Genomic DNA, 24,146 nt, shown 5'->3' on the forward strand with positions numbered 1-24,146 from the left:
CCCCTGCCGCCGGTAGGTTCCCGGTCGCCGTCGCGGCTTCGGGCCAGGTCGGACGGGCGTCTTCTCGCCACTGTTTCACGTGCGCGGATCCCCCCACGGGACGGTTCTGGGTGCGCCTACGAACCTGAGCACCCGTCGACCGGACCAGGCCCCCCGCCCGGCTCGGGCGCTCCTCCTGCCACGCCGTGCTCAGGCCAGAAATGTAGCGCGCAGAGTGGTTCCGTGCTGGCAATGCGTCAATTATCCCCACACATCGCATCTTCGTCAGTGGCCGGAATCCATCCGTCGGCGGGCCGTCGAAGCCATCCCTCGGCACGGGCGATCTCGGCCGCGGCCCGCCGAAGCGCGTCCAGCCCGCGATGGACCAGCCCCTTTCGCCACACGAGCGACACGGGTGACAGCGGGACGGGGTCGACGAGCGGCCGCAGGACCGTGCGCGGCATGGCCGGAAAGTCCACCACGGCCAGAATCGGGTTCCTCGTCCTGGCCATGATCCGCTCGAACTCCTCGTCCCCGACGGCCAGGGGAAGGGGTGAGGCGACATGGATGCCCCGCCCCTCAAAGAGGTGACGGGCGAGAGACGGGCCTGCACACGGCCACCTCGCTCGAACAGGCCGCGGACGAGCTGTGCTTCATGCTCGGCCCGGTCCTCGCGTCCTTCCTGACCGGCACGTTCTTCCCGGAGGCGGGCACGCTCACCGCGGCCGTACTGCTGCTCGCCGGCATGCTGCTGTTCACCGCCCAGCGGGCGACCGAGCCCCCGACCCACGCCCGTTCGAAGGCGCGGTCCCCGCTGCGCGCCCCCGGCATCCCACCTCTCCTGGCCTGCTTCACTGCCACCGGCGCGGTCTTCGGCTCGATGGAGGTCGTCACGATCGCGTACGCCGATGCGCAGGGGCACCGTACGGCGGCCGGTGCCGTCCTCGCGCTCCAGGCGGCGGGCTCGTGCGCGGCGGGCCTGCTGTACGGGGCCTCGAAGCCGGCCGGTCCGGCGGGACGACGTCTCCCCTGGTGTCTGCTGGCGATGGCCGCGCTGATGACCCTGCCGTGGCTGGCGGCCACTGCCGTCGGCACCCTCCCGGTCCTGGCGGTCGCGCTGCTGGTCGCGGGCATGGCGACCGCGCCGACGATGGTCACCGCGATGACGCTGGTCCAGGAGCGCACCCCCGCCGACCGGCTCAACGAGGGCATGAGCCTGGTCGTGACCGCCCTCCTCACCGGCATCGCCTGCGGCTCGGCGTCCGGCGGCTGGGCCGCGGACCGTCTCTCCGCCGCCGCTGCCTACGCGGTCCCGGCCGCCGCGGCCGCCGCGGCGGCGCTGATCGAGCGGGCCGGGACAGCGCGAAGGCCCCGCCGCTAGCAGCGACGGGGCCTTCGCCCACATGGGGTGCGGAAAGCACGGGGCTTTCCGATCGTGGAGATGGCGGGAATCGAACCCGCGTCCACCGGTGCAGAAACAGGGCTTCTCCGTGTGCAGTTCGCTTCGATTTTCTCGGCCCCGGAGATCACGCGAACAAGTCTCCGACGGGCTCAGTCACTGTTGGATTTCCCTCTTCACCCCGTGACCGGGATCAAGGTTTAGTTCCCTAGCTGATGCCAGGATCCGGGTCGGGAACAGCCCCGGGCTGACACTTCGCAAGTCGCTACTTAGGCAGCGAGGGCGAAGGAATCGCGCTTGGTGTTGGCGATTATTTTTTGCGACATATGGTTTACGAGATCATTGCCGCTTCCTCGACACGCTTCCCCTGCTTCGACAGCCGCTGTCGAAACCGATCATCCCCATGTTGATTTTTCAATGCCTCCCCGGAGGACCGGAGGAGACGCGCACCCTCTGTGGAGTGCATTGCCATCGTACGTGACCAACGCACGATGGTGCCAGCCTATTCCCGGCGGGCGGGCGAGACACCTCCTAGGCGCCCCGCTGCCGCCTCTTGGCCGCCGCGATCGCGCGGTCCGACTCGCGCCGGTCCTGCTTCTCGCGCAGGGTCTGCCGCTTGTCGTACTCCTTCTTGCCTCGCGCGAGCGCGATCTCCGCCTTCGCGCGGCCGTCCTTGAAGTACAGGGCGAGGGGCACGATCGTGTGACCCGTCTCCTGCGACTTCGCCGCCAGCTTGTCGATCTCCTCACGGTGCAGGAGCAGCTTGCGCTTGCGGCGCACGGAGTGGTTGGTCCAGGTGCCCTGGAAGTACTCGGGGATGTGGGCGTTGTGCAGCCACGCCTCGTCCCCGTCGATCTGGACGAAGCCGTCCGTCAGCGAGGCCCGCCCCTGGCGCAGCGACTTCACCTCGGTGCCGGTCAGGACGAGCCCGGCCTCGTAGGTGTCGATGATCGCGTAGTCGTGCCGCGCCTTCTTGTTCTGGGCGACGATCTTGCGCTTGCCGTCCTTGGCCTTGGCAGGGGCCCCGCCCTGCTTGGGCTGGGACTCCTTCGGTACGTACATTCCCTTGCTCATAGTGCTGGCCATTTTCGCACCAGGAGGGGGGCGGGGGGAAAGCCCATTTCAGGGTGGATCACCGAGGCCGCTCAGGACGGTCTCGGCGCGCTCCAGGGACCGCTTGCCCGCCTCCAGGTCAGGGGTGATGCCACGCTTGTCGACGGCGTGGCCGGAGGGGGTGCGGTAGTGGCCGACGGTCAGCTCGGCGACGGAGCCGTCGGGCAGCCGGGTCGGCATCTGCACGGAGCCCTTGCCGAAGGTGCGGGAGCCCACGACGACCGCGCGGCCGCGGTCCTGGAGGGCGCCGGTGAGCATCTCGGCCGCGCTCATCGTCCCGCCGTCGACGAGCGCGACCAGGGGGCTCGTGGTGTCGCCGCCGGGATCGGCGTGCAGGGCGCGTTGGGCGCCGTTCACGTCGTACGTGGCGATCAGGCCGCCGTCGAGGAAGGCGGAGGCGCTGGTGACGGCTTCGGTGACCAGACCGCCGGAGTTGCCGCGCAGGTCGAGGATGATCCCGGAGGACGCGGGGGCCTGCCGTACGGCGGTGCGGACGTCGTCCCCGGTGTCCTTGGTGAAGGCGGCGACCCGGATCACGGTCACCCCGCCGGGCAGCTTGCGGACGGTCACGGAGTCGGTGGACAGGCGCGCCCGGCGCAGGGTGCTGCTCCACGCGCGCGTGCCGCGCTGGAGACCGAGGGTGACGGTGGTGCCGGCGCGGGCGTCCTCGGCGTCACCGCGCAGTAAGGAGACGACCTCGGTGACCGGGCGGCCGGCGACCTTGGCGCCGTCGACACTGACGAGCCGGTCGCCGTGGCGGATCCCGGCGCGGCCGGCGGGCGACCCGGCCTGGACCCGGGTCACCTCGATCCGTCCGTCGCGCTCGCGCCGGGCCCAGAGCCCCACCCCGGTGTACCGGCCGTCGAGGGCGTCCTCGAACTCCTCGTACTCCCCGTGGGAGTAGACGGCGGCCCAGCGGTCGCCGCTGCGGCTGACCGCGCGTTCGGCGGCCTTCACGGGGGACTTCCCGGTGGCCATGGCCCTGGCGGCGGCCTCCTGGACGTCCTCGTGGGCCGGGGTGGCGGGCGGCGCTCCGGCCGTGTTCTTCCGGGCGGGGCCCGGGTGTCCCGGCGGGCCGGGGTACGGGAAGGAGCCGGTCGTGGCGCCGGCGACGAGGACGCCGGTGAAGACCAGGGTCAGCGCCGTCCCGCGGCGGATGCGGCGGGACTGGGTGAACAACACGTCGCGACAGCCGGACATGTCGGCGAGTCTAGGACAAGGCGAAGGGCCGTACGGGCGGTTGCCCGTACGGCCCTGTTGGCATGTGTCACACCTTCAAGTACTTGCGCAACGCGAAGAACGCGGCCAGCGCGGGCATCAGCACACTCGCGGCGAGGATCAGCGGGAGCTTGGTCAACACCGCGTCCCAGCCGACGAAGTTGATGAGGTTGAGCTTGGATGACAGGGCCATGCCGTGGTCGATGGTGAAGTAGCGGCCGACGACCAGGAAGACACAGGCGAGACCACCGCCGATGACACCGGCGACCGCGGCCTCCATGATGAACGGCGCCTGGATGTAGAAGCCGGAGGCACCGACCAGCCGCATGATGCCGATCTCGCGGCGGCGGCTGAACGCCGACACGCGCACGGTGTTGACGATCAGCAGCAGCGCGACGACCAGCATGAGCGCCATGAGGCCGAGGGCGGCGCGGTTCATCAGGTTCAGCAGCCCGAACAGGTTGTCCAGGATGCCCTTCTGGTCCTGCACCGACTGCACACCGTCACGCCCGTCGAAGGCGGTCGCGATGACCTGGTACTTCTCCGGGTCCGTCAGCTTGATCCGGTACGACTCCTGCATCTGGTCCGGGGTGAGCGAACTGGCCAGCGGGGAGTCGCCGAACTGCTCCTTGTAGTGCTTGTAGGCCTGATCCTGTGACTCGTAGGTGACCTTCTCGACCACCGTCATCTTGCTCAGGTCGGTCTTGATCTGCTTCTTCTGGTCCTCGGTGACCGCGCCCTTGGCGCAGTGCGGGTCGGACTCGGCGTCGCTCTTGTTGCAGAGGAAGACCGAGACGTTGACCTTGTCGTACCAGTAGCCCTTCATGCTGCTCACCTGGTCGCTCATCAGCAGCGAACCGCCGAAGAGGGCCAGGGAGAGGGCGACGGAGACGATGACGGCGAAGGTCATCGTCAGATTGCGGCGGAGACCGACACCGATCTCGGACAGAACGAACTGGGCGCGCATGGCGTCTGGTTAAGCCTTTCCGTGGATCCTGGGCGTCAGTGCTGGTAGCCGTAGACGCCGCGCGCCTGGTCGCGGACGAGGAGGCCCTTTTCCAGCTCGATGACGCGCTTGCGCATCTGGTCCACGATGTTCTGGTCGTGCGTCGCCATCACCACGGTCGTACCGGTCCGGTTGATCCGGTCCAGCAGCTTCATGATGCCGACGGAGGTCTGCGGGTCGAGGTTGCCGGTGGGCTCGTCGCAGATGAGCAGCTTGGGCCGGTTGACGAAGGCCCGCGCGATGGCCACGCGCTGCTGTTCACCACCGGACAGCTCGCCCGGCATGCGGTCCTCCTTGCCGCCGAGGCCGACGAGGTCGAGCACCTGCGGCACGGACTTGCGGATCTCGCCGCGGGACTTGCCGATGACCTCCTGTGCGAAGGCCACGTTCTCGCCGACGGTCTTGTTCGGCAGCAGACGGAAGTCCTGGAAGACCGTCCCCAACTGGCGTCGGATCTGCGGCACTTTCCAGTTGGAGACGCGGCCGAGGTCCTTGCCCAGAACGTGCACCTGTCCATGGCTGCACCGCTCCTCGCGGAGGACCAGCCGCAGGAAGGTGGACTTTCCGGAGCCGGAGGACCCCACGAGGAAGACGAACTCGCCCTTCTCCACCTCGAGGGAGACATCCCTGAGGGCGGGGCGGGTCTGCTTGGGGTAGACCTTGGATACGTTGTCGAATCGGATCACGGATGCACCACGGGTCGCCGGGGGTAGATGAGCGTGACCATACGCGACCCGGGTGCGCGAGCGCAGGCGCCGGTCGGGGTTGCGTGACGGTTGTGCGCTTTTGTGCCCGCAGGCCTTCACATTTGCGCGAAGAGGTCCGGTGTGCGATGGGGACCGCACGGGCGGTCGCGCTCTTTTCGGGGAACCTGGCACAGTGGAGGGGGAACGTTCTCGTTCCCGGCAGCGTTGTAGAAGTGATGGACGGCGCAAGGAGGGCGAGCGCATGACGTACGACCGGTTGGTGTGCGCGAACTGCGCGGCGCCCGTGAACGAGGGCCGGTGCCCGGTGTGCCGTGCGAACCGCGAGCGGTTGCAGCAGGACAGCTTCTTCGCGGGGATCAATCCGATGGCACTGGTCGTGCTGCTGGTGGTGCTGGTCGCCGCGGTGGCGCTGCTGGCGCACCAGACCGTGTAGACCCGTCCAGCGCGACCGCGCGAGAAACCGCGGACAGCAGACAGCCGAAGGGCCCGGAGCGTGCACTCCGGGCCCTTCGCCGTACGGTCATTCACGCACCGTACGGGTACGACTTCGGTCGGCTGCCGTCAGGCCGCCGCGCCGCCACGGCCGCCCGCGAGACGCGGGAGGACGCGGAAGCCGATGCCACCGGCGATCATGGTGGCGGCGCCGACGATCAGGAACGCGGTCTGGCCGGCACCCGTCTCGGCGAGCTGCTGGCCGTTGCCCTGCGGCTGGGCCTGCGTGCCGGCGGGAGCGGCGCCCGTGCCGGCGGCCGGCGTGTCCGAGCCGGTGTCGGTGAGGGAGGAGGAGCCCTCCTCCTGGGCCGAGGTGCCCGAGCCGCCGTTGGGGTCGGCGTTGTTGCCGCCGCCGTTGCCGTTGCCGCCGCCATTGCCGTTGCCGCCGCCGTTGCCCGGGTCCTGGGTGCCCGGGTCGGTGGGCTCGGTGGGCTCCGTCGGCTCAGTGGACCCGCTCGGGACACCCGGGCCGGTCGGGAGGGTCGAGCCGGTCGGGATACCCGGGCCACTCGGGATACCCGGGTCGGTGGGCGGGCTCGGCGACGTGCCGACGCACAGCAGGCCCAGGAGGCAGGTGTCCGCCTCCGCGGCCGAGGCGGCGCCCGCGGCGGTCAGCGAAGCACCGGCCGCGATCACGGCACCCGCGGCGACTCGCGCGATCCGGATCCGCGTCTTCTTCGTCATATGGTTGCTACCCCCAGTAGCTGAATGGTCATTGAGCGACACCTTGGGGGCCGCAGTGATCGACGGAGGTAGCGGTACACATTCAAGCCCCCCGGTTCACATGCGCCCCACAGATACGCATGCCACGCTTCACCCTTCCCATTTTTCAATGCAACGTCAAGGTCGTTGCGTACGCGATGTCCGCTTGGAGAGTTTTGCCGAGGCTCGAAGCGTGTGAGTGTGATGTAAAACCCAGACATAGAGGCCGAGAGTGGTTCCACAAACAACAACTGCCGCCCACGGGGCGGCAGTTGCGGACGACCGTCAGGTCGACAAATTCACTTCTCCTGCTGCTTGCGCCAGCGAATTCCGGCCTCCAGGAAGCCATCGATCTCGCCATTGAACACGGCCTCGGGGTTGCCGACCTCGTGCTCCGTGCGCAGGTCCTTCACCATCTGGTAGGGGTGCAGCACGTACGAACGCATCTGGTTGCCCCAGGAGTTGCCGCCGTCACCCTTGAGGGCGTCCATCTTGGCCTGCTCCTCCTGGCGGCGCCGCTCCAGCAGCTTGGCCTGGAGGACGTTCATCGCGGTGGCCTTGTTCTGGATCTGCGACCGCTCGTTCTGGCAGGAGACGACGATGCCGGTGGGGATGTGGGTCAGTCGCACCGCGGAGTCGGTGGTGTTGACGCCCTGGCCGCCGGGGCCGGAGGACCGGTACACGTCGACCCGGAGCTCGGACTCGTCGATCTCGATGTGGTCGGTCTGCTCCACGACGGGCAGGATCTCGACACCGGCGAACGACGTCTGGCGGCGGCCCTGGTTGTCGAACGGCGAGATGCGCACCAGCCGGTGGGTGCCCTGCTCCACCGAGAGGGTGCCGTAGGCGTACGGGGACTGGACGGCGAAGGTGGTGGACTTGATGCCCGCCTCCTCCGCGTACGAGGTCTCGTACAGCTCCGTCTTGTAGCCGTGCCGCTCCGCCCAACGCAGGTACATGCGCTGGAGCTTCTCGGTGAAGTCGGAGGCGTCGACGCCGCCGGCCTCGGCGCGGATGGTGACGAGCGCCTCACGGGAGTCGTACTCGCCCGAGAGGAGGGTGCGGACCTCCATCTCGTCCAGCGCCTTGCGGACGGCGGTGAGCTCGGACTCGGCCTCGGCACGGGTGTCCGGGTCGTCCTCCTCCTCGGCCATCTCGAAGAGCACGGCGAGATCGTCGATCCGACCGCGCAGCGCCTCCGCCTTCCTGACCTCGGCCTGGAGGTGGGAGAGCTTGCTGGTGATCTTCTGCGCCTCGTCCGGGTTGTCCCACAGGGACGGCGCGGCCGCCTGCTCCTCGAGCACGGCGATGTCTGCCCTCAGCTTGTCGAGGTCCAGAACGGCCTCGATCGACTCCATGGTCGAGGAGAGGGACTTGAGCTCTTCGGATACATCGAGGACTGCCACGCCATCAAGCGTAACGGCTACGGCAACCGACCCATGCCGCGCGGGCGTGGGCCGGCGCCCACGCCCTGAGCACCCGTGCCGTGCCACGGGGCGGGGCCGGCCGCCCCGAGCTACGGCGCCGAGGAGTTCCAGGTGTCCCACGATGCCTGGGTCCGGCGCCTGCGGGCGGCGGCCCGGTGCCGGGCCGAGCCGGGGCGGGGCGGAGCGGGGTGGGGCGTGCCGGACGCCCTGGGCACCCTTGCCGTGCCGCGCGGCGGGGCCGACCGGCCCGAGCTACGGCGCCGAGGAGTTCCGGGTGTCCCACGATGCCTGGGTCCGGCGCCTGCAGGCAGCGGCCCGGTGCCGGGCCGAGCCGGGGCGGGGCGCGCCCGACGCCCTGGGCACCCGTGCCGTGCCGCGCGGCGGGGCCGGCCGCCCCGAGCTACGGCGCCGAGGAGTTCCGGGTGTCCTGGGGCGTGGCTCCCGCGTCGCTGCCCTCCGTTGCCAGCCAGGCGCCCGTGCCCACGGCCGCCGCCAGCAGCAGGCCCACGACACCCAGGGCCACCCGGCGCCTGCGGGCGGCGGCCCGGTGCCGGGCCGAGCCGGGGCGGGGCGCGCCCGACGCCCTGGGCACCCTTGCCGTGCCGCGGGCGCCGCCGGCCAGCTCGTCGGGGCCGGGGACTCTCATCGAGGTGTGCGTGTCCCGGTTGGAGTCCGGCTTCGCCCCGGGGACCAGGGACACCGCTCCCCGGCGCCGTACCGGTTCCCCCGCCTCGGTTTCACTGGAAGCATCCGCCGCGGGTGGCGCGGTCTGCGTGCCGTCCTCGGGTTCGGTCCCCGGTTCGTCCACGTCCAGCGGCGGGATCCCGGCCAGCAGCGGCAGCAGCTCGCGCAGCCGGGCCGCCAGCTCGGAGGCCCGCAGGCGCGACGCCGGGGCCTTCGCCAGGCACTGGACGACGAGCTGCCACAGCTCGTCGGGGATGCCCGGCAGCGGCGCGACGGTCTCGGTCACATGCCGGCGCAGCACGGCGCCGGGGTGCCCGCCGCCGAAGGGGGTGAAGCCGGCCAGCAGCTCGTAGAGCACCGTCGCCAGGGCGTAGATGTCGACGGACGCCCGCGGGGGCAGGCCCTCGACGATCTCCGGGGCCAGATAGTCCGGGGTTCCGATGATCTTCGTGGCCCGGGTCCGCTTCGGGGTGTCGATCAGCTTGGCGACCCCGAAGTCGGTCAGCAGCGCCGGGTGGGCGCCGCCCGGGCCGAGCGGTCCCTGCATGTCCAGCAGGACGTTCTCGGGCTTGACGTCCCGGTGCACCACCCCGGCCGCGTGTGCCGCCGCGAGTCCGTCGGCGATGTCGGCCACGATGGCCACGGCCGCCTCGGGCGCCATGCGCCGGACCCGTTCCAGACGGGTGCGCAGGTCCGTGCCGCGCACCAGGTCCATGACGAGCGCGAGGTCGTTGCCGTCGACCACGAGGTCCCGTACGGAGACCACATGGGGGTGCTCCAGTCCGAGCAGGGCCGTGCGCTCCTGGACGAAGCGTCCGACGAGCTCCTGGTCGGACGCGAGGTCCTCGCGCAGCAGCTTGATCGCCACGGGCCCGTCCGGGCCCTCCCCCAGCCACACCGTGCCGGCGCTGCCCCGCCCCAGGATCTGGTTCGCGGTGTACCGGCTGCCGATCTTCCGTGTCAAGACTGCTCCTACAGACGCGTGTTGCCGACAAAGCTACGCGCCCGAGGGGCCAACCTCCGCCACGCGGACGGAAATCACCCGTCAGGTATCGACAAATCACCAAGCCCGGCGGGCCGATGCCACAGCGGCTGCCGCCGGACCGACCCGTCAGTTCCCGCCCGTACCGCTGCCCGAGCCGCTGGTCGCGTCGCTCAGGCCGCCGATCCAGCCGGCCACGGTGTCGTACAAGTCGGTCAGCTGCTGCCAGTAGGTCTTGCCGGTGCCGATCCACTCCTGGAGCGGGGTCAGCTCCCAGACCAGCCAGCCGGCGACGAACAGGATGACGATCGTGAACAGGCAGCCCTTGAGGCAGCCCAGCCCGGGGATCTTCATCGGGTTGGCGCTGCGCGGGCGCGGCTCGCGCGGCGGCCGCTGGGGCGGCGGTGCGGGCCGCTCGTAGTGCTGCGGCCGCTGGTGCTGCGGCGGGGCGTACTGCTGCGGCTGCCGCTGCGGCGGGCGGCCGTACCCGGCGGGCGCCCCCTGCTGGGGCCGGGCCACCTGCCGCTGGGGGCGGCGGCGCAGCGGGTCCTCGTCGGGGTCGATGTACTGGATCTGCGTCTGCTCGTTGCGGTCGCGGGCCGCGCTGAGCTGGCTCTGCCAGGGGTGCGGCTGGTCGGGCTGTTGCCCCTGCGGCACGGGCGGCATCACGGCGGTGGGGTCGGCCGTGCCCCCAAGGCCGCCGGGCATGCCGGTGTGCGGAAGGACACTCGTGGCCGCGTTCGGGTCGTACGCGTCCGCGGGCGAGTTCGTCGGCAGGACCTGCGTCGCGTCGCCGGCGCCGGGCACGCCCGGTACGGCGGCCGGGGCGGGATCGGGCGCCAGCAGGGCGGCGACGCCCTCGGCCGCGGCGATCTGCGCGGCGGTGGCGTGCACTCCGACGCCCTCGGCGACGACGCGCAGGGCGCGGGCGAGGCTCTCGGCGCTGGGGCGCTCGTCCGGGTTCTTGCGCAGACAGCGCTCGATGACCGTCCACAGCGGGCCGGGAACGGTGGAGGGGCGGCGCGGCTCGGCGTTCAGGTGCTGGTGCAGGACCTCAAGCGTGGAGCCGCCGGAGAACGGCGGACGGCCGGTGACCAGCTCGTACAGCAGGATGCCGGCGCCGTAGATGTCGACGGCGGAGGTCTGCGGGCGGCCCTCGGCGGACTCGGGCGCGACGTACGCGGGCGTGCCGACGAACTCCTGGGTACGGGTGAGCCCCGGGGAGTCGGCCAGGCGCGCGATGCCGAAGTCGGTCAGCAGCGGGTGCAGCTGACCGTCGTACTGCTGGAGCAGGACGTTGGCGGGCTTCAGGTCGCGGTGGACGACGCCGTCCGCGTGGCTGGCCGCGAGCGCGTCGGCGACCTGGGCGGTCAGCAGGGCGGCGGCGACGGGCGTGAAGGGGCCGTACTCGCGCAGGTAGCGGTGCAGGTCGGGACCCTCGACGAGGTCCATGACCAGCGCCAGCAGATCGCCCTCGACCACCAGGTCGCGCACCCGGACGATGTTCGGGTGGGTGAGGCGCAGCAGGACCGAGCGCTCCCTGAGGAACCGCATCACGACGTCCGGGTCGCTCGCGAGCTCCTCCTTGAGGACCTTGATCGCGACGGTCTCGCCGGGCTGGCCGGCCACGGCCGCCTCGGCGCCCGCGGTCTCCCTCTGGCGGGCTCGCCAGACGGTGCCCGTGGCGCCGCGTCCGAGCGGCTCCTCGAGCAGGTACTTGCTGCCTACCGGCCGCACGTCATGCGCTCCCTGCTGATTGCTGGTGTCCGAGCTGGTGGTCTCCGAGCCCGCCGTGACCGGGTCGGGTGAATCCGAGCCGGTCGTTCCGAGCTGGTGTTCCCACCCACCGCCTTGCCGGTGTTCCGATCCACTGTAGTGGCCACCCGCGCGCGGGCAGCTTGTCCTCCCTACGCGGTACGGACGCGGTCCCGCCCATGTTCGAAGAAAAGACGCTCGACTCCGTCCGTCGGTTGCCGGATCCGAGCGTGACCGATCTCAGGACCGATCTCAGACGGTCACCGGGGCGGCACTGGTCAGGCACTTTTACGGGCAGAGCCGACCAATCAAGATCACTTGGCGGTGGGGGGCGGGCACGATGTCGGCGGCAGGTGCGAGGATGCCCTCAGTACTGGCCGACGTGCTGGTGCGGCGGTGGGGGGAAGTCTGCGGTGGGGGGCCGCGGGGCGGCTTCGGCCCCCGTTCGCCGGCGCCCGCGCAGAAGGGACCGCAGACGGCGATGCAGATCCGGCTGACCGTCGTAGACCCGCTGGGCGCGAGCCCCGACAAGGGGCGAGCCGCGAGCCGAGACGTGCTGGTCACGGCGCCCGCCGGGACGGCCCTGGCTGCGGTGGCCCCGGCCCTGGCCTCGGCGGTCGCGGGCGAGGGCGCGGCGGGCCGGGAGGCCGTCGGCGCGACGATCGTGCTGTACGCCGACGCCCAGCGCCTGGACACCCAGCGCTCCACCCTCGGCGAGCCCCCGCTGATCGACGGCGCGGTGCTGTCCCTGGGCGCTCCCGCGGCGCCGGAGCCGCATCCCGAGCTGGACGACGCGCCGACCCAGCTCCATGTGGTCGCGGGCCCCGACGCGGGCGGCGTCCACCTGCTGCACGGCGGCCGGATCACCATCGGCCGCTCCGCCGAGGCCGACGTCCCCCTCGACGACCCCGACGTCTCCCGCCTGCACTGCGCCGTCACGGTCGCCGCCGACGGGCGTGTGTCGGTCGTCGACCTCGACTCCACCAACGGCACGGTCCTCGGCGACACGCACGTGGGCACGCGGCCCGTCCGCTTCCCCGCGGGCGCGCTGCTGCGCATCGGCGAATCCGCCCTGCGGCTTACGCCGTCCGGGGGTCCGGGGGCGCGCAGGGCGACGACGCCCGACGGCGAGGGATGCGTGCGCGTCACACTGGGCGAGCGGGACCCCGCCGCCCGGAACGCGCGCCCGGACACGGGAGCCGCTCCCGGCGGCCCCGCGCCCCACGCGTACGGCGCCACCGGCTGGAACGCCCCGGACGGCAGCCCCCGGGCGCAGGAGCACGGCCCGGTGGAGCCGCCCCTCGTCCCGGGGCAGGGCGGCGCGCCGCGGATCGAGAGCCACGGCACGGCCGCCGCGCAGGGCTTCCCCGGCTCGGGCGGGGACACGCACTTCGACCTTCCCGGGACCGCGCCGCACGCCTACGGACGGCACCCCCAGGACCCCACGACGCACGGCGAGGGCACCGGCCCCTCCGTCCGGCCCTCGGACGCCCCGGCGCACGCGACGGCACCGGACGGCTCCACCACCGGCACCCGCGCGCGGGACCGCGATCACGACCCGGAGGGCGGCCCGGACACCGGCGGCCGCAAAGGCACCCCCGTCCGCGGCACCGACGTCCCGCCGGGCGTGCGCAAGCGCGGCGGCCTCGGCGCCTGGGCGCGGCGGCTGACCGGCGGCTGGGGCGAGCCGGTGCCGGCGACGGGGGCGCACGCGTACGAGGCGGACGGGGCCGCCTCCGCACCCCACGTCCCGCAGCAGCCGGAGACCTGGCCGGACCCGGCGGCGCTGCTGCTGACCGCGCTGGGCCCCGGACCGCGGCTTTGGGAGCGCGGCCCCGGTCACCCGGAGACGCTCACGGTCCGGCTCGGTACGGCGGACCGGGCGATGCCGAACGGCCCGGGTCTGCTGCCCGCCGTCCCGGTCACCGCCGATCTGCGCGAGGCCGGTGCCCTCGGCCTGGCCGGCCCGCGCGCGCGGCTGTCCGGTCTTGCCCGCGCGGTGCTGGCCCAGCTCGCCGCGCTGCACTCCCCGGACCTGCTGGAGATCGTCCTGATCAGCTCGGACCGCTCGCGCCCGCTGGAGAACCGCACCGCCGAGTGGGCCTGGCTCGGCTGGCTCCCGCATCTGCGTCCGGGGCGCGGCCAGGACTGCCGTCTCCTGCTCGCCCTCGACCGCGAGCAGGCCGCGGCCCGCACCGAGGAACTCCTGCGCCGCCTGGACGACCGGACGCCGGAGGGGTCCGACCTGAACCTGGCCGACGCGTCCGCCTCCACCGCCGATGAGGGGCAGCGCGCCCCGGCCGACCGGGCGGCCTCGTCCGGCCGGGAGGCACCGGTGGACTGGGACACGCCCGTAGGCCGGGAGACCCCCGTGAGCCGGGAGACCCCCGTGAGCTGGGAGACGCCCGTGGGCCGGGAGGCACCGGCGGGCCGGGAGACCCCCGTGAGCTGGGAGACGCCCCCGGGCGGGAAGGCGTCGGCCGGTTTCCCCGGGCCGTACACCGTCCTCGTCGTGGACGGCGACCCCGGCGGCACCGGGCTGCACGAGGCCGTGGCGCGCCTGGCGCTGGAGGGGCCGCGGGCCGGGATCCACGTCGTGTGCCTCGCCGAGACCGCCCCGGCCTCGCCCGCCTCGCCGGTGGCGCAGACGTACGCGGCGGCGTGCGCGGCGGCTCCGGCCTTCCGCGCCTGCGGAGCGGTCGCGCTGCTGAGCGGTGACGTGGCCACGGGGATGCACCTGCTGCGCGTCCCGCGCGCGGAGCTGCGCAGCGGCTCTCCCGCCGGGCCCGTCGGCCCCGGCACCGTCGCCGCCGTGGACGCCGTCTCGGCCGCCTGGGCCGAGCGGTTCGCGCGGGCGCTGGCGCCGCTGCGCACGGACGGCACCCTCGGCGAGCGCGGGCACGCCCGCGCGGCGGCGCCGCTGCCCCAGTCGGCCCGTCTGCTGGACGAGTTGGGACTCGCCCGCGCCACCCCGGCGTCCCTGATGGCGCGCTGGGCGGCCGCGGCCGACGACACCGAGTCGCTCGGCGGACGCGCCTGGGCGGTGCTCGGCGCCGGACCGCGCGGCCCGCTCACGGCCGACCTGGTGGCCGAGGGCCCGCACCTGCTGATCGAGGGCCCGCCCGGCAGCGGTCGTACGGAACTGCTGCGCGCGGTGGTCGCCTCGCTCGCCTCGGCCGAGCGCCCGGACCGGCTGGGCGTCGTCCTCTTCGACGGCCGGGACGGCGTGGGCACGGGCTCGCGACAGGGCGAAGGCCTGTACGCCTGCACGGACATACCGCACGTCACCACCTACCTGACCGCCAACGACCCCGTCCGGATGCGGGAGTTCGCGCAGTCCCTGAGCGCCGAGCTGAAGCGGCGGGCAGAGCTGCTCGGACAGCTCGGCTTCGCCGAGTGGCATGCCGCGCGCGAGGTGTCGGGCCGGTTCGTCGCGCAGCGCACGGCCCCCGGGCGGGCGCCCGCGCCGGGCGACGGCGATCTCGACTCACCGCCCAGCACGACGCTGCGGCTGCGCCCCTCCGCCGGCGCCGCCCGTCAACAGGCCGAGGAGGCGGCCGCGTTGCCCCGGCTGGTGGTCGTCGTGGACGACCTGGACGGGCTGGTCTCCCCCGCCCTGGGCTCGCCGGGGCGGCCGGCCGCGGGGTCGGTGATGCGTGCGCTGGAGGCGGTCGCCAAGGAGGGCGAGCGGCTCGGCGTGCATCTGGTGGCGGCGGCCGCGCTCGGCGGTCGTACGGCCGAGACGGAGCTGTCGCGCCGGTGCGCCCTGCGCGTCACCCTGGACGCCCCCTCGGCCGGGCCGGAGGAACCGGCGCCGGGGCGTGGGCGGCTGGCCGTCGTAGGCGGTCCGACGACGCCCTTCCAGAGCGGCCGGGTCACGGGCCGTATCCCGCGCACGGCCACGCTGCGGCCGACGGTGGTCCCGCTGGAGTGGCAGCGCATGGGCGACCCGCCGACCCGCCGCCCGGTGCGCGAACTCGGCAACGGCCCCACCGACCTGGCCCTGCTGGCCAGCGCGGTGGAACGAGCGGCACGAGAGGTCGCGGCCGTGCACATACCCTCGCTCCTCTGAGCGCGGGCGGCAGCGGCCGCGACGCCCGCGCCGACGCCGGCCCACCCGTCACAACGCGGTCACGATCCCCCGGTCGACGCGGGAGGCGCCCTTGCCGCGCCCGCGCGGCCGGGCGTACACCGGACCGCACGGGACAGCGCTCGGCGTTCACGAAGACGCTCGGAAGTTCACGGAGAGACGTTCAACGAAAGACGTTCAACGGAGAACGAAGAACGGGGCAGTGATGCGCAGGAAGAGCAGCACCATCCGGACGAACAGGCCCGTCACGACACTCGCCGCCCTCATCGCGGGGGCCCTCGCGCTCACCGCGTGCGCGGGCGGCGACAGCGACCCGGGCGACGGCCAGGCCAGTGGCGCCGCCGAACCCACGACGACCGTCACCCTCCCCAAGCTCGACGGCGCGCACCTGGAGGTATCCGCCGTCTGGACGGGCGCCGAACAGGCCAACTTCAAGAAGGTCCTCGCCGAGTTCGAGAAGCGGACCGGCGCCAAGGTCACCTTCGTGCCCGCCCAGGACCCGATCATCAACTTCCTCGGCTCGAAGATCGCGGGCGGGCAGCCGCCGGACATCGCGCTGCTCCCGCAGCCGGGCGCCATCAAGCAGGCCGTGGACAAGAAGTGGGCCAAGCCGCTCGGCCCCGACGCCGTCAAGGAGCTCAAGAAGAACTACGCGCAGGGCTGGCAGGACATCGGCACGGTCGACGGCAAGCCGTACGGCGTCTACTACAAGGCCGCCAACAAGTCGCTGATCTGGTACAACGCTCAGGCCTTCGCGAACGCGGGCGCCAAGGAGCCCAAGACCTGGCCGGAGCTGCTGGCCACGGCGCAGGCGGTGTACGACTCGGGCGTCACCCCGTTCTCCATCGGCGGGGCGGACGGCTGGACGCTGACCGACTGGTTCGAGAACGTCTATTTGTCACAGGCGGGCCCGGAGAAGTACGACCAGCTCGCCCAGCACAGGATCAAGTGGACGGACCCCTCGGTCAAAAAGGCGCTGACCACGCTCGCCGAGGCCTGGGGGAAGAAGGACTACGTCGCGGGCGGTCCCGACGGCGCGCTCCAGACCGAGTTCCCGGCCTCCGTCACCCAGACCTTCACCGGCGGCGACCAGCCCAAGGCGGCCATGGTCTTCGAGGGCGACTTCGCGCAGGTCAACATCGGCGAGACCAAGGCCAAGGTGGGCACGGACGCCAAGGTGTTCCCGTTCCCGGCGGTCGGTGCGAAGGCGCCGGTGGTCTCGGGCGGCGACGCGGCCGTCATCCTGAAGGACTCCAAGGCGGCCCAGGCCCTGGCGACGTTCCTCGCCTCCCCGGACGCGGCGACGATCCAGGCGAAGCTCGGCGGCTATCTCTCGCCGAACCGGAACGTGCCCGTGTCGGCGTACCCGAACCCGGTGCAGCAGAAGATCGCGAAGGCGCTGATCGCGTCCGGCGACGACTTCCGCTTCGACCTGTCCGACCAGGCCCCGCAGGCCTTCGGCGGCACCCCCGGCAAGGGCGAGTGGAAGGACCTCCAGGACTTCCTGAAGAACCCGAAGGACGTCGCGGGCGCTCAGGCGAGGCTGGAGAAGGACGCGGCGGCGGCGTACGGCAGCGGGAGCTGAGCGAGCCATGCCGACGCGCAGGAGCGTGACCGGCACCCGCAGGACCGTGGTGGCGCTCTTCCTGCTGCCCTCCCTGGTGCTGCTCGGTGCGCTCGTCGTCTATCCGATCGGATACTCGGTCGTCCGCAGCTTCTACGACGCCTCGGGCGACCGCTTCGCCGGAGCCGGCAACTACACGACCCTCTTCACCGACGACGGCATCCGCACCGCCCTGAAGAACAACATCGTCTGGGTGGTGTTCGCGCCCACGGTCTCCACCGCCCTCGGTCTGGTCTTCGCGGTGCTGACCGAACGGGTGCGCTGGGGAACGGCGTTCAAGCTGGTCGTCTTCATGCCGATGGCGATCTCGATGCTGGCCGCCGGGATCATCTTCCGGCTCGTCTACGACCAGGACCCGCAGAAGGGCGTCGCCAACGCCGTCTGGGTCGGCGTCCACGACACCTTCGCCCAGTCCTCCGCGTTCCCGAAGGCGCACCCGGGGCGCGAGTCGCCGCTGAAGCCGGACGCGGGCGGGTTCGTCACCGCCGGGACGGTCCAGGCGGGCCGGCCGGTCGCGCTGCCCCTCGTGGGCGTCGCCCCCGACCAGATGCCCGACGGCGCGAAGAAGGCCGCCCAGGCACGGTCGGAGCCAGGGAAGGTCACCGGCACCACCTGGCAGGACTTCACCCGCGGCAAGGGCGTCGGCCGGCTGGACGCGCCCGACCCGTCCGAGCTCGGCTACGCCGGGATGCGGATCGAGGCGGTCAAGGACGGCCGGGTGGTCGCCTCGACGACGGCGGCGGCGGACGGCACGTTCAGCCTCCCCGCCTCCGCCGAAGGGGCCCGGCTCAGACTCCCGGCGAGCAACTTCGCGGCGCCGTACAACGGCGTCGACTGGCTGGGCCCGGCCCTCGTCACGCCGGCCATCATCGGGTCGTACGTCTGGATGTGGGCGGGCTTCGCGATGGTGCTGATCGCGGCCGGGCTCGCGGGCGTGCCCCGGGAACTGCTGGAGGCGGCACGGGTGGACGGGGCGAACGAGTGGCAGGTGTTCCGGAAGGTCACGGTGCCGCTGCTCGCCCCGGTCCTCGCGGTCGTCACCGTCACCCTGATGATCAACGTGCTGAAGGTCTTCGACCTGGTCTTCATCATCGCGCCGGGCTCGTCCCAGGACGACGCGAACGTGCTGGCCCTGGAGCTGTACCGCAAGGGCTTCTCCGAGGGGCAGCCCGGCGTCGCCAGCGCCATCGCGGTGTTCCTGCTGCTGCTGGTGATCCCGGTGATGCTGTTCAACATCCGTCGGCTCAGGCAGGAGGGGCGGCGATGACGACGCACGCGACGGGCACCGGCACGCAGGCCGCGGTGGCGGACAGGCAGTCGCTCGGCTCGCGTATCGCCGAGCGGCTGAGCGGCGGCACGGTCCGTGTGTTCCTCGTCCTCGTGGGTCTGTTCTGGCTGGTGCCGACCATCGGGCTGTTCCTCTCCTCCCTGCGCTCGCCCGCGCAGATGAGCGCGAGCGGCTGGTGGAAGGTGTTCACCGAGCCGTCCCAGCTCACCTTCGACAGCTACCGACGGCTCCTGGAGAACGGCGACATCACCCACTCCCTGGGGAACACGGTGCTGATCACGGTCCCGGCGACGATCCTGGTCGTCGTCATCGGCTCCCTGGCGGGCTACGCCTTCGCGTGGATGGAGTTCCCGGGCCGCGACTGGTGGTTCCTGGGCGTGGTGAGCCTGCTGGTCGTACCCGTACAGGTGGCGCTGATCCCGATCGCCGAACTGTTCGGCAACGTCGGCCTGTTCGGCACGATCCTCGGCGTCATCCTGTTCCATGTGGGCTTCGGCCTGCCCTTCGCTGTGTTCCTGCTGCGGAACTTCTTCGCGGAGATCCCCCGCGAGCTGCTGGAGGCCGCCCGCCTGGACGGCGCCGGTGAACTGCGCCTGTTCGCACGGGTGGTGATGCCGCTCGGCGGTCCCGCCATCGCGAGCCTCGGCATCTTCCAGTTCCTGTGGGTGTGGAACGACCTGCTGGTCGCGCTGGTGTTCACCAAGTCCGGTACGCAGCCGATCACGGTCGCGCTGCAGACCCAGGTACGCCAGTTCGGCAACAACATCGACGTGCTGGCACCCGGCGCGTTCATCTCGATGGTGATCCCGCTGGCCGTGTTCTTCGCGTTCCAGCGGCAGTTCGTGTCCGGCGTGATGGCCGGCGCGGTCAAGTAGCGGCCAACTGACAGCACGACGCGATCTGTTGAGGGGCGGGCCGGTCACGGCCCGTCCCTCGCGGCGCACCGGGCGTCCCCCGAACGACGTACGCGACCGTAACCAATTCACTCCATCGGCCGTTGCCGGACAAAGCGCCCGCGCCGCCGACCCATGGAATTCCCTTGCCCAGGTTCAGTGTCATCGTCCCCGCGTACAAGGTCCAGGCGTACCTGCACGAGTGCCTGGACTCCGTGCTCTCGCAGTCGTATCCGGATCTCGAACTGATCGCCGTGGACGACTGCTCGCCGGACGCCTGCGGCGCGATCATCGACGAGTACGCGGCCCGCGACGCCCGCGTACGGCCCCTGCACCTGCCGGAGAACCAAGGCCTCGGCCGCGCCCGCAACGCCGGGATGGAGCTGGCCCGGGGCGACTACCTGGTCTTCCTGGACAGCGACGACACGCTCACCCCGCACGCGCTGCGCTCGATCGCGGACCGCGTCAAGGAGACCGGCGAACCCGACGTCCTCGTCTACGACTACGCGCGCACCTACTGGACGGGTGAGGCGGTCCGCAGCCGTACCGCGCTCCAGCTGACCGAGGAGGGCCCGGCCCCCTTCCGGCTGGAGGACCGCCCCGGCCTGCTGCGCGTGCTGATGGTGGCCTGGAACAAGGCGTACCGGCGGGAGTTCGTCGAGCGGGAGGGCTTCGTGTTCCCGCCGGGCTACTACGAGGACACCCCCTGGACCTACCCCGTGCTGATGGCGGCGGAGTCGCTCGCCACCCTCGACCGGGTGTGCGTGCACTACCGCCAGCGCCGGCAGGGCAACATCCTCGGCACCACCAGCCGCAAGCACTTCGACATCTTCGAGCAGTACGACCGCGTCTTCGCGTTCGTCGAGCAGCGGCCCGACCTCGCCCGCTGGCGGCCGGTGTTGTTCCGCCGGATGATCGACCACTTCTCGACGGTGTTCACCAAGCCGGACCGGCTGCCGCGCGGCAGCCGCGCCGAGTTCCTGCGCAAGGCCCGTGCGCACCACCGCCGTTACCGCACCCCGGGCGACCCGCTCCCGCTGCGCTCCCGGCTGCGTCACACGCTCGTGCGCTTCGGCCTGCACCGCACCTACCGCACGCTGATGCGGGCGATGGCCGCGCGCCGCCGGGTCCTCGGGCTCACCGCCGCGCTCACCCGGGTCCTGCGGGCCGGCGCCCTCCAGCTGCACTACCGCGTCCAGTGCTGTCTGCCGGTGCGGGCCGACCGCGCCGTTTTCGCCGCCTCCTGGGGGCGCGGCCACGGCTGCAACCCGGGCGCGCTGGAGGCCGCGTTCCGTACGTACGCCCCGGACATCCGCACGGCCTGGATCGCCCGCCCCGAGCACCAGCACACCGTCCCGCCGGGCACGCGCCGGCTGCGCCCGGGCACGGCGGCGTACTGGACGGCGCTGGCCCGCTCCAAGTACCTGGTGAACAACGTCAACTTCGACCGGCGGCTGCGCAAGCGGCGCGGCCAGGTCTTCGTGCAGACCCAGCACGGCACCCCGCTCAAGCACATGGGCCTGGACCTCCAGGAGCGCCCGGCGGCCGCGCGCGGCATGGACTTCGCCGAACTGCTCAGGGGCGTCGACAAGTGGGACTACGTCCTGTCCGCCAACCGGCACACCACCCTGACCTGGGAGCGCGTCTACCCCGGCCGCTACACCACGCTGGAGTACGGCTATCCGCGCAACGACGTCTTCCAGAGGGCCACGCCCGCGGACGTGACCCGGCTGCGCGAACAACTCGGCATCCCGCGGGGCGCGGTGGCGATCCTCTACGCGCCCACCCACCGCGACCACCTCCGCACCCAGCGCACCAGCCTCGACCTGGACCGCGTCCTGCGCCGCCTGGGCCCGCGCTATGTGATCCTGGCCCGCGCGCACCCGGGCCAGGCCGCCGCCGTGCCCGAGGGCGCCCGGGTCATCGACGTCAGCGGCCACCCCGACGTCGAGTCCCTGTGCCTCGCCTCGGACGCCCTGGTCACGGACTACTCGTCGATCATGTTCGACTACGCCAACCTGGACCGGCCGATCGTCCTGCACGTCGAGGGCTGGGAGGCGTACGAGGCGGCCCGGGGCACCTACTTCGACCCGCGCGCCGTCCCGCCGGGCGCGATCGCCCGCACCGAGGACGAGCTGATCGACATCTTCGCGACCGGCCACTGGCGCGGCTCCCGCTCGGCGCAGCTGCGGGCGGCGTTCCGTGAGCGGTTCTGCGCGTACGACGACGGACGCGCCGCCGAGCGGGTCGTCCGGCATGTCGTGCTGGGCGAGAGCGAGCGGCTGCCGGCTCTCACACCGCTCGGCGAGCGCCACCCCGCGCCCTCGGCCTCCTCGGCCCTCACCGGGTCCCCGCTCGCCACCGTCCCGCAACCTTCCGGCCCCGCCCCCGTCACCAAGAGCCTCTGAACGCCGTTGCTTTTCCTGGGAGTTCGTATGCCACCGAGCACCTCACGGCCCACCCCGACCCGGCCGTCGACCTGGCGTCCGGCCCCACGGCCCGGCCGCGCCCGTACGGACTGAGCCTCCAGGCGGTCACGAGCCGGCCTGTGCTCCAGGACAGACAAGAGAAAGAGCAGTATGCCCCGCTTCAGCATCATCGTCCCGTCCCATGGGGTCGCAAGCCGGCTGTCCGAGGCGCTGGACTCGGTCCTCGCGCAGTCCTTCGGCGACCTGGAGCTGATCCCGGTGCACGACCCGTCGGACTCCCCCGCCACCGACGTCGTCGCCGCACACGCCGAGCGGGACTCCCGGGTGGCCCCGGTCCACTCGCCGCCGTCCGCCGGTCTGAGCGGGGCGCGCAACGCCGGAATCCGGGCGGCGACCGGCGCGTATCTGCTGTTCCTCGACGGCGACGACCTGCTGCTGCCGGGGGCGCTGGCGGCGCTCGACGCGCGGCTCGCCCAGGCCGGTGACGTCGACGTGCTGTACTTCGAGCACGAGCGGGCGCCGTGGTGGGAGGGCGAGACGACCAACCCGGTGGCGCCGCTGCTGGCCAAGGCCCCGGGCGGCGCGTTCACCCCCGGCCGCGCTCCCCAGCTCACCGGGGTGCACTTCCCGGCGTGGAGCGCCGCCTACCGCCGCGCCTTCGTCGCCGACAGTCATCTCGCCTTCCCCGGCGGGCACTTCACGGACATCGGCTGGGGCGGGCTGACCTCGGTCGCCGCCGAGCGGATCGCCGTGCTGCGCTCGGTCCTCGTACGGCACCGGCTGCGGCGCCAGGGCAGCCGGCTCAATCTGCCCGGTCCGCATCAGGGCGAACTGCTCGACCAGGTGGAGCGGGTGCTGGCCCGGGCCGCCGAGCACGGTCTGCCCGAGGAGCAGGCGCGGCCGCTGTTCGAGCAGCTCTTCTCCGTCGTGCTGAAGACGGCCTCGCGCACCGAGCGGCTGACGTCGGGGCGCCGGGCCTTCTTCCGCCGGGCGGGCCGGCTGTACCGGCAGCACCGCCCGAGCGGTTTCCGGGCGCCCGGCGGCAGCGTGGGCGTACAGCACCGGCTGCTGGCGGCGGGGGCGTACGCGGCGTTCCGCGCGCTGCGCGGCGCCAACCGGGCCGCGGCGGGCCTCGCCGAGCGCCTGCCCCGCCCCCGCATGCTGCGCACCCGGCTGCGCTACGCCCGCGATCTGCGCCGCCCGCTGGACGCCAACCTCGCGGTGTACTGCGCCTATTGGGGCCGCGGTTACGCCTGCAACCCGGCCGCGATCCATGCCAAGGCCCGCGAACTCGCCCCGCACATCCGCTCGGTGTTCCTGGTCGAGGCCGGCCAGGAGCACGGCGTACCGGAGGGCGTCGAGTACGCCGTCATCGGCAGCCGCAGGTACTGGCAGGTGCTGGCCCGCGCCAAGTACCTGATCAACAACGCCAACTTCGCCGAGGGGATCGTCAAGCGGCCGGGCAGCGTGCACGTCCAGACGCAGCACGGCACCCCGCTGAAGACGATGGGCGTGGACCAGTCGACGTACCCCGTGGTGGCCGCCCGCACGGGCAGCTTCACCAAGCTGCTGGGACGCGTCGACCGCTGGGACTTCAACCTCTCCTCCAACCGGCACTCCACCCAGATGTGGGAGCGCGCCTTCCCCGGCTCGTACGAGGCGCTGGAGTACGGCTATCCGCGCAACGACGTCTACTGCACGGCGCGCGCGGACGACGTGGCCCGTATCCGCGCGGAGTTGGGCGTCCCGGAGGGGAAGACGGCCGTCCTGTACGCCCCGACCCACCGTGACCACCAGAGCGGCTTCGAGACCGGCCTGGACCTGGAGGCCTTCTGCGAGGCGGCCGGCGAGGACGTGGTGGTGCTGCTGCGCGCCCACTACTTCTACGACCAGGGGCTCTCCCGGGGCTCCGGCCGGATCATCGACGTCACCGGGCACCGCTCGGCCGAGGAGGTGTGCCTGGCCGCCGACGCGCTGATCACCGACTACTCGTCGATCATGTTCGACTACGCCAACCTCGACCGGCCGATCGTCGTGCACGCCGACGACTGGGAGGTCTACCGGGAGACGCGCGGCGTCTACTTCGACCTGATGGCCCATCCGCCGGGCCTGGTCACCCGTACGCCCGAGGAGCTGGCGCGCGTCTTCGCCGACGGTACCTACGCCGGTGCGGAGTCCCGCGCGCTGCGGGCCGCGTTCCGGGAGCGGTTCTGCCAGTTCGACGACGGCCTGGCCGCCGAGCGCGTCGTACGGCGGGTGCTGCTGGGCGAGCCGCCGGAGGCGATCCCGCCCGTGATCCCGCTCGCGGAGCGCGTCCCCGCCCCCGCCGCCGCGACCCTCGTGAGGAGCTGACCCGCC

At 72.4% G+C, this 24,146-nt stretch carries 15 protein-coding genes, 1 other RNA gene and 2 pseudogenes; 8 read left to right on the forward strand and 10 right to left on the reverse strand.

Annotated features, from left to right (window positions below; translation table 11 throughout):
• Positions 1-236 precede the first annotated feature (236 nt).
• Positions 237-578 (reverse strand): annotated as a pseudogene (locus tag QFZ74_RS12190) (LysR family transcriptional regulator); the annotation flags it as partial.
• Between QFZ74_RS12190 and QFZ74_RS12195 the strand changes: the two are divergent.
• Positions 572-1,360, forward strand: a pseudogene (locus QFZ74_RS12195) (MFS transporter); the annotation flags it as partial. The pseudogenes QFZ74_RS12190 and QFZ74_RS12195 overlap by 7 nt on opposite strands.
• Positions 1,361-1,412: 52 nt before the next feature.
• Here QFZ74_RS12195 and ssrA read toward each other — a convergent pair.
• From ssrA to ftsE, 5 genes are all read right to left on the reverse strand, one after another.
• Positions 1,413-1,781: a transfer-messenger RNA gene (gene ssrA / locus QFZ74_RS12200) on the reverse strand.
• Positions 1,782-1,909: 128 nt separating this feature from the next.
• Positions 1,910-2,440, reverse strand: a complete 531-nt coding sequence (smpB, locus tag QFZ74_RS12205; RefSeq protein ID WP_307624127.1) for an SsrA-binding protein SmpB — start codon at positions 2,438-2,440, stop codon at positions 1,910-1,912.
• Between the two features lie 60 nt (positions 2,441-2,500).
• Entirely contained in the window at positions 2,501-3,691 is a 1,191-nt protein-coding gene (locus QFZ74_RS12210) for a S41 family peptidase (protein WP_307620834.1), read from the reverse strand.
• A gap of 67 nt (positions 3,692-3,758) precedes the next feature.
• The gene (ftsX, locus tag QFZ74_RS12215) at positions 3,759-4,676 is read right to left on the reverse strand and encodes a permease-like cell division protein FtsX (protein WP_307620835.1); all 918 of its coding nucleotides are present in this window, start codon (positions 4,674-4,676) and stop codon (positions 3,759-3,761) included.
• Between the two features lie 35 nt (positions 4,677-4,711).
• Positions 4,712-5,401 (reverse strand): cell division ATP-binding protein FtsE, encoded by a 690-nt coding sequence (gene ftsE / locus QFZ74_RS12220; protein WP_307620836.1) that lies wholly within the window; start codon positions 5,399-5,401, stop codon positions 4,712-4,714.
• Between the two features lie 262 nt (positions 5,402-5,663).
• Here ftsE and QFZ74_RS12225 point away from each other — a divergent pair, with 262 nt between their 5' ends.
• Complete coding sequence (locus QFZ74_RS12225; RefSeq protein WP_307620837.1) at positions 5,664-5,855, forward strand: hypothetical protein; 192 nt, start codon at positions 5,664-5,666, stop codon at positions 5,853-5,855.
• A 128-nt stretch (positions 5,856-5,983) separates the two neighbouring features.
• Here the strand turns inward: QFZ74_RS12225 and QFZ74_RS12230 are convergent, their stop codons facing one another.
• From QFZ74_RS12230 to QFZ74_RS12245, 4 genes are all read right to left on the reverse strand, one after another.
• Entirely contained in the window at positions 5,984-6,598 is a 615-nt protein-coding gene (locus tag QFZ74_RS12230) for a hypothetical protein (protein ID WP_307620838.1), read from the reverse strand.
• Between the two features lie 317 nt (positions 6,599-6,915).
• Positions 6,916-8,022: a peptide chain release factor 2 gene (gene prfB, locus QFZ74_RS12235; protein WP_307620839.1), complete on the reverse strand. Its 1,107-nt coding sequence runs from the start codon at positions 8,020-8,022 to the stop codon at positions 6,916-6,918.
• Positions 8,023-8,443: 421 nt separating this feature from the next.
• A complete protein-coding gene (locus tag QFZ74_RS12240) occupies positions 8,444-9,691 on the reverse strand; it encodes a serine/threonine-protein kinase (RefSeq protein ID WP_307620840.1) in 1,248 nt (415 codons plus the stop codon).
• A gap of 147 nt (positions 9,692-9,838) precedes the next feature.
• Positions 9,839-11,446, reverse strand: coding sequence for a serine/threonine-protein kinase (locus QFZ74_RS12245; protein WP_307620841.1), 1,608 nt, complete (start codon positions 11,444-11,446; stop codon positions 9,839-9,841).
• A 499-nt stretch (positions 11,447-11,945) separates the two neighbouring features.
• Here QFZ74_RS12245 and QFZ74_RS12250 point away from each other — a divergent pair, with 499 nt between their 5' ends.
• The 6 genes from QFZ74_RS12250 to QFZ74_RS12275 all read left to right on the forward strand — a co-directional run bounded on the left by QFZ74_RS12250 (position 11,946) and on the right by QFZ74_RS12275 (position 24,140).
• A complete protein-coding gene (locus QFZ74_RS12250) occupies positions 11,946-15,536 on the forward strand; it encodes an FHA domain-containing protein (RefSeq protein ID WP_307624128.1) in 3,591 nt (1,196 codons plus the stop codon).
• A 223-nt stretch (positions 15,537-15,759) separates the two neighbouring features.
• Entirely contained in the window at positions 15,760-17,139 is a 1,380-nt protein-coding gene (locus QFZ74_RS12255) for an ABC transporter substrate-binding protein (RefSeq protein WP_307620842.1), read from the forward strand.
• Positions 17,140-17,146: 7 nt separating this feature from the next.
• Positions 17,147-18,445, forward strand: coding sequence for a carbohydrate ABC transporter permease (locus QFZ74_RS12260; protein ID WP_307620843.1), 1,299 nt, complete (start codon positions 17,147-17,149; stop codon positions 18,443-18,445).
• Positions 18,442-19,341 (forward strand): carbohydrate ABC transporter permease, encoded by a 900-nt coding sequence (locus QFZ74_RS12265; protein ID WP_307620844.1) that lies wholly within the window; start codon positions 18,442-18,444, stop codon positions 19,339-19,341. The genes QFZ74_RS12260 and QFZ74_RS12265 overlap by 4 nt, the downstream gene beginning before the upstream one ends.
• Before the next feature lie 164 nt (positions 19,342-19,505).
• A complete protein-coding gene (locus tag QFZ74_RS12270; RefSeq protein ID WP_307620845.1) occupies positions 19,506-21,767 on the forward strand; it encodes a bifunctional glycosyltransferase family 2 protein/CDP-glycerol:glycerophosphate glycerophosphotransferase in 2,262 nt (753 codons plus the stop codon).
• Positions 21,768-21,938: 171 nt separating this feature from the next.
• Positions 21,939-24,140, forward strand: coding sequence for a CDP-glycerol glycerophosphotransferase family protein (locus tag QFZ74_RS12275; protein WP_307620846.1), 2,202 nt, complete (start codon positions 21,939-21,941; stop codon positions 24,138-24,140).
• Positions 24,141-24,146: the final 6 nt, after the last annotated feature.

The organism is Streptomyces sp. V3I7 (genome assembly GCF_030817495.1).
Taxonomy (GTDB): Bacteria; Actinomycetota; Actinomycetes; order Streptomycetales; family Streptomycetaceae; genus Streptomyces.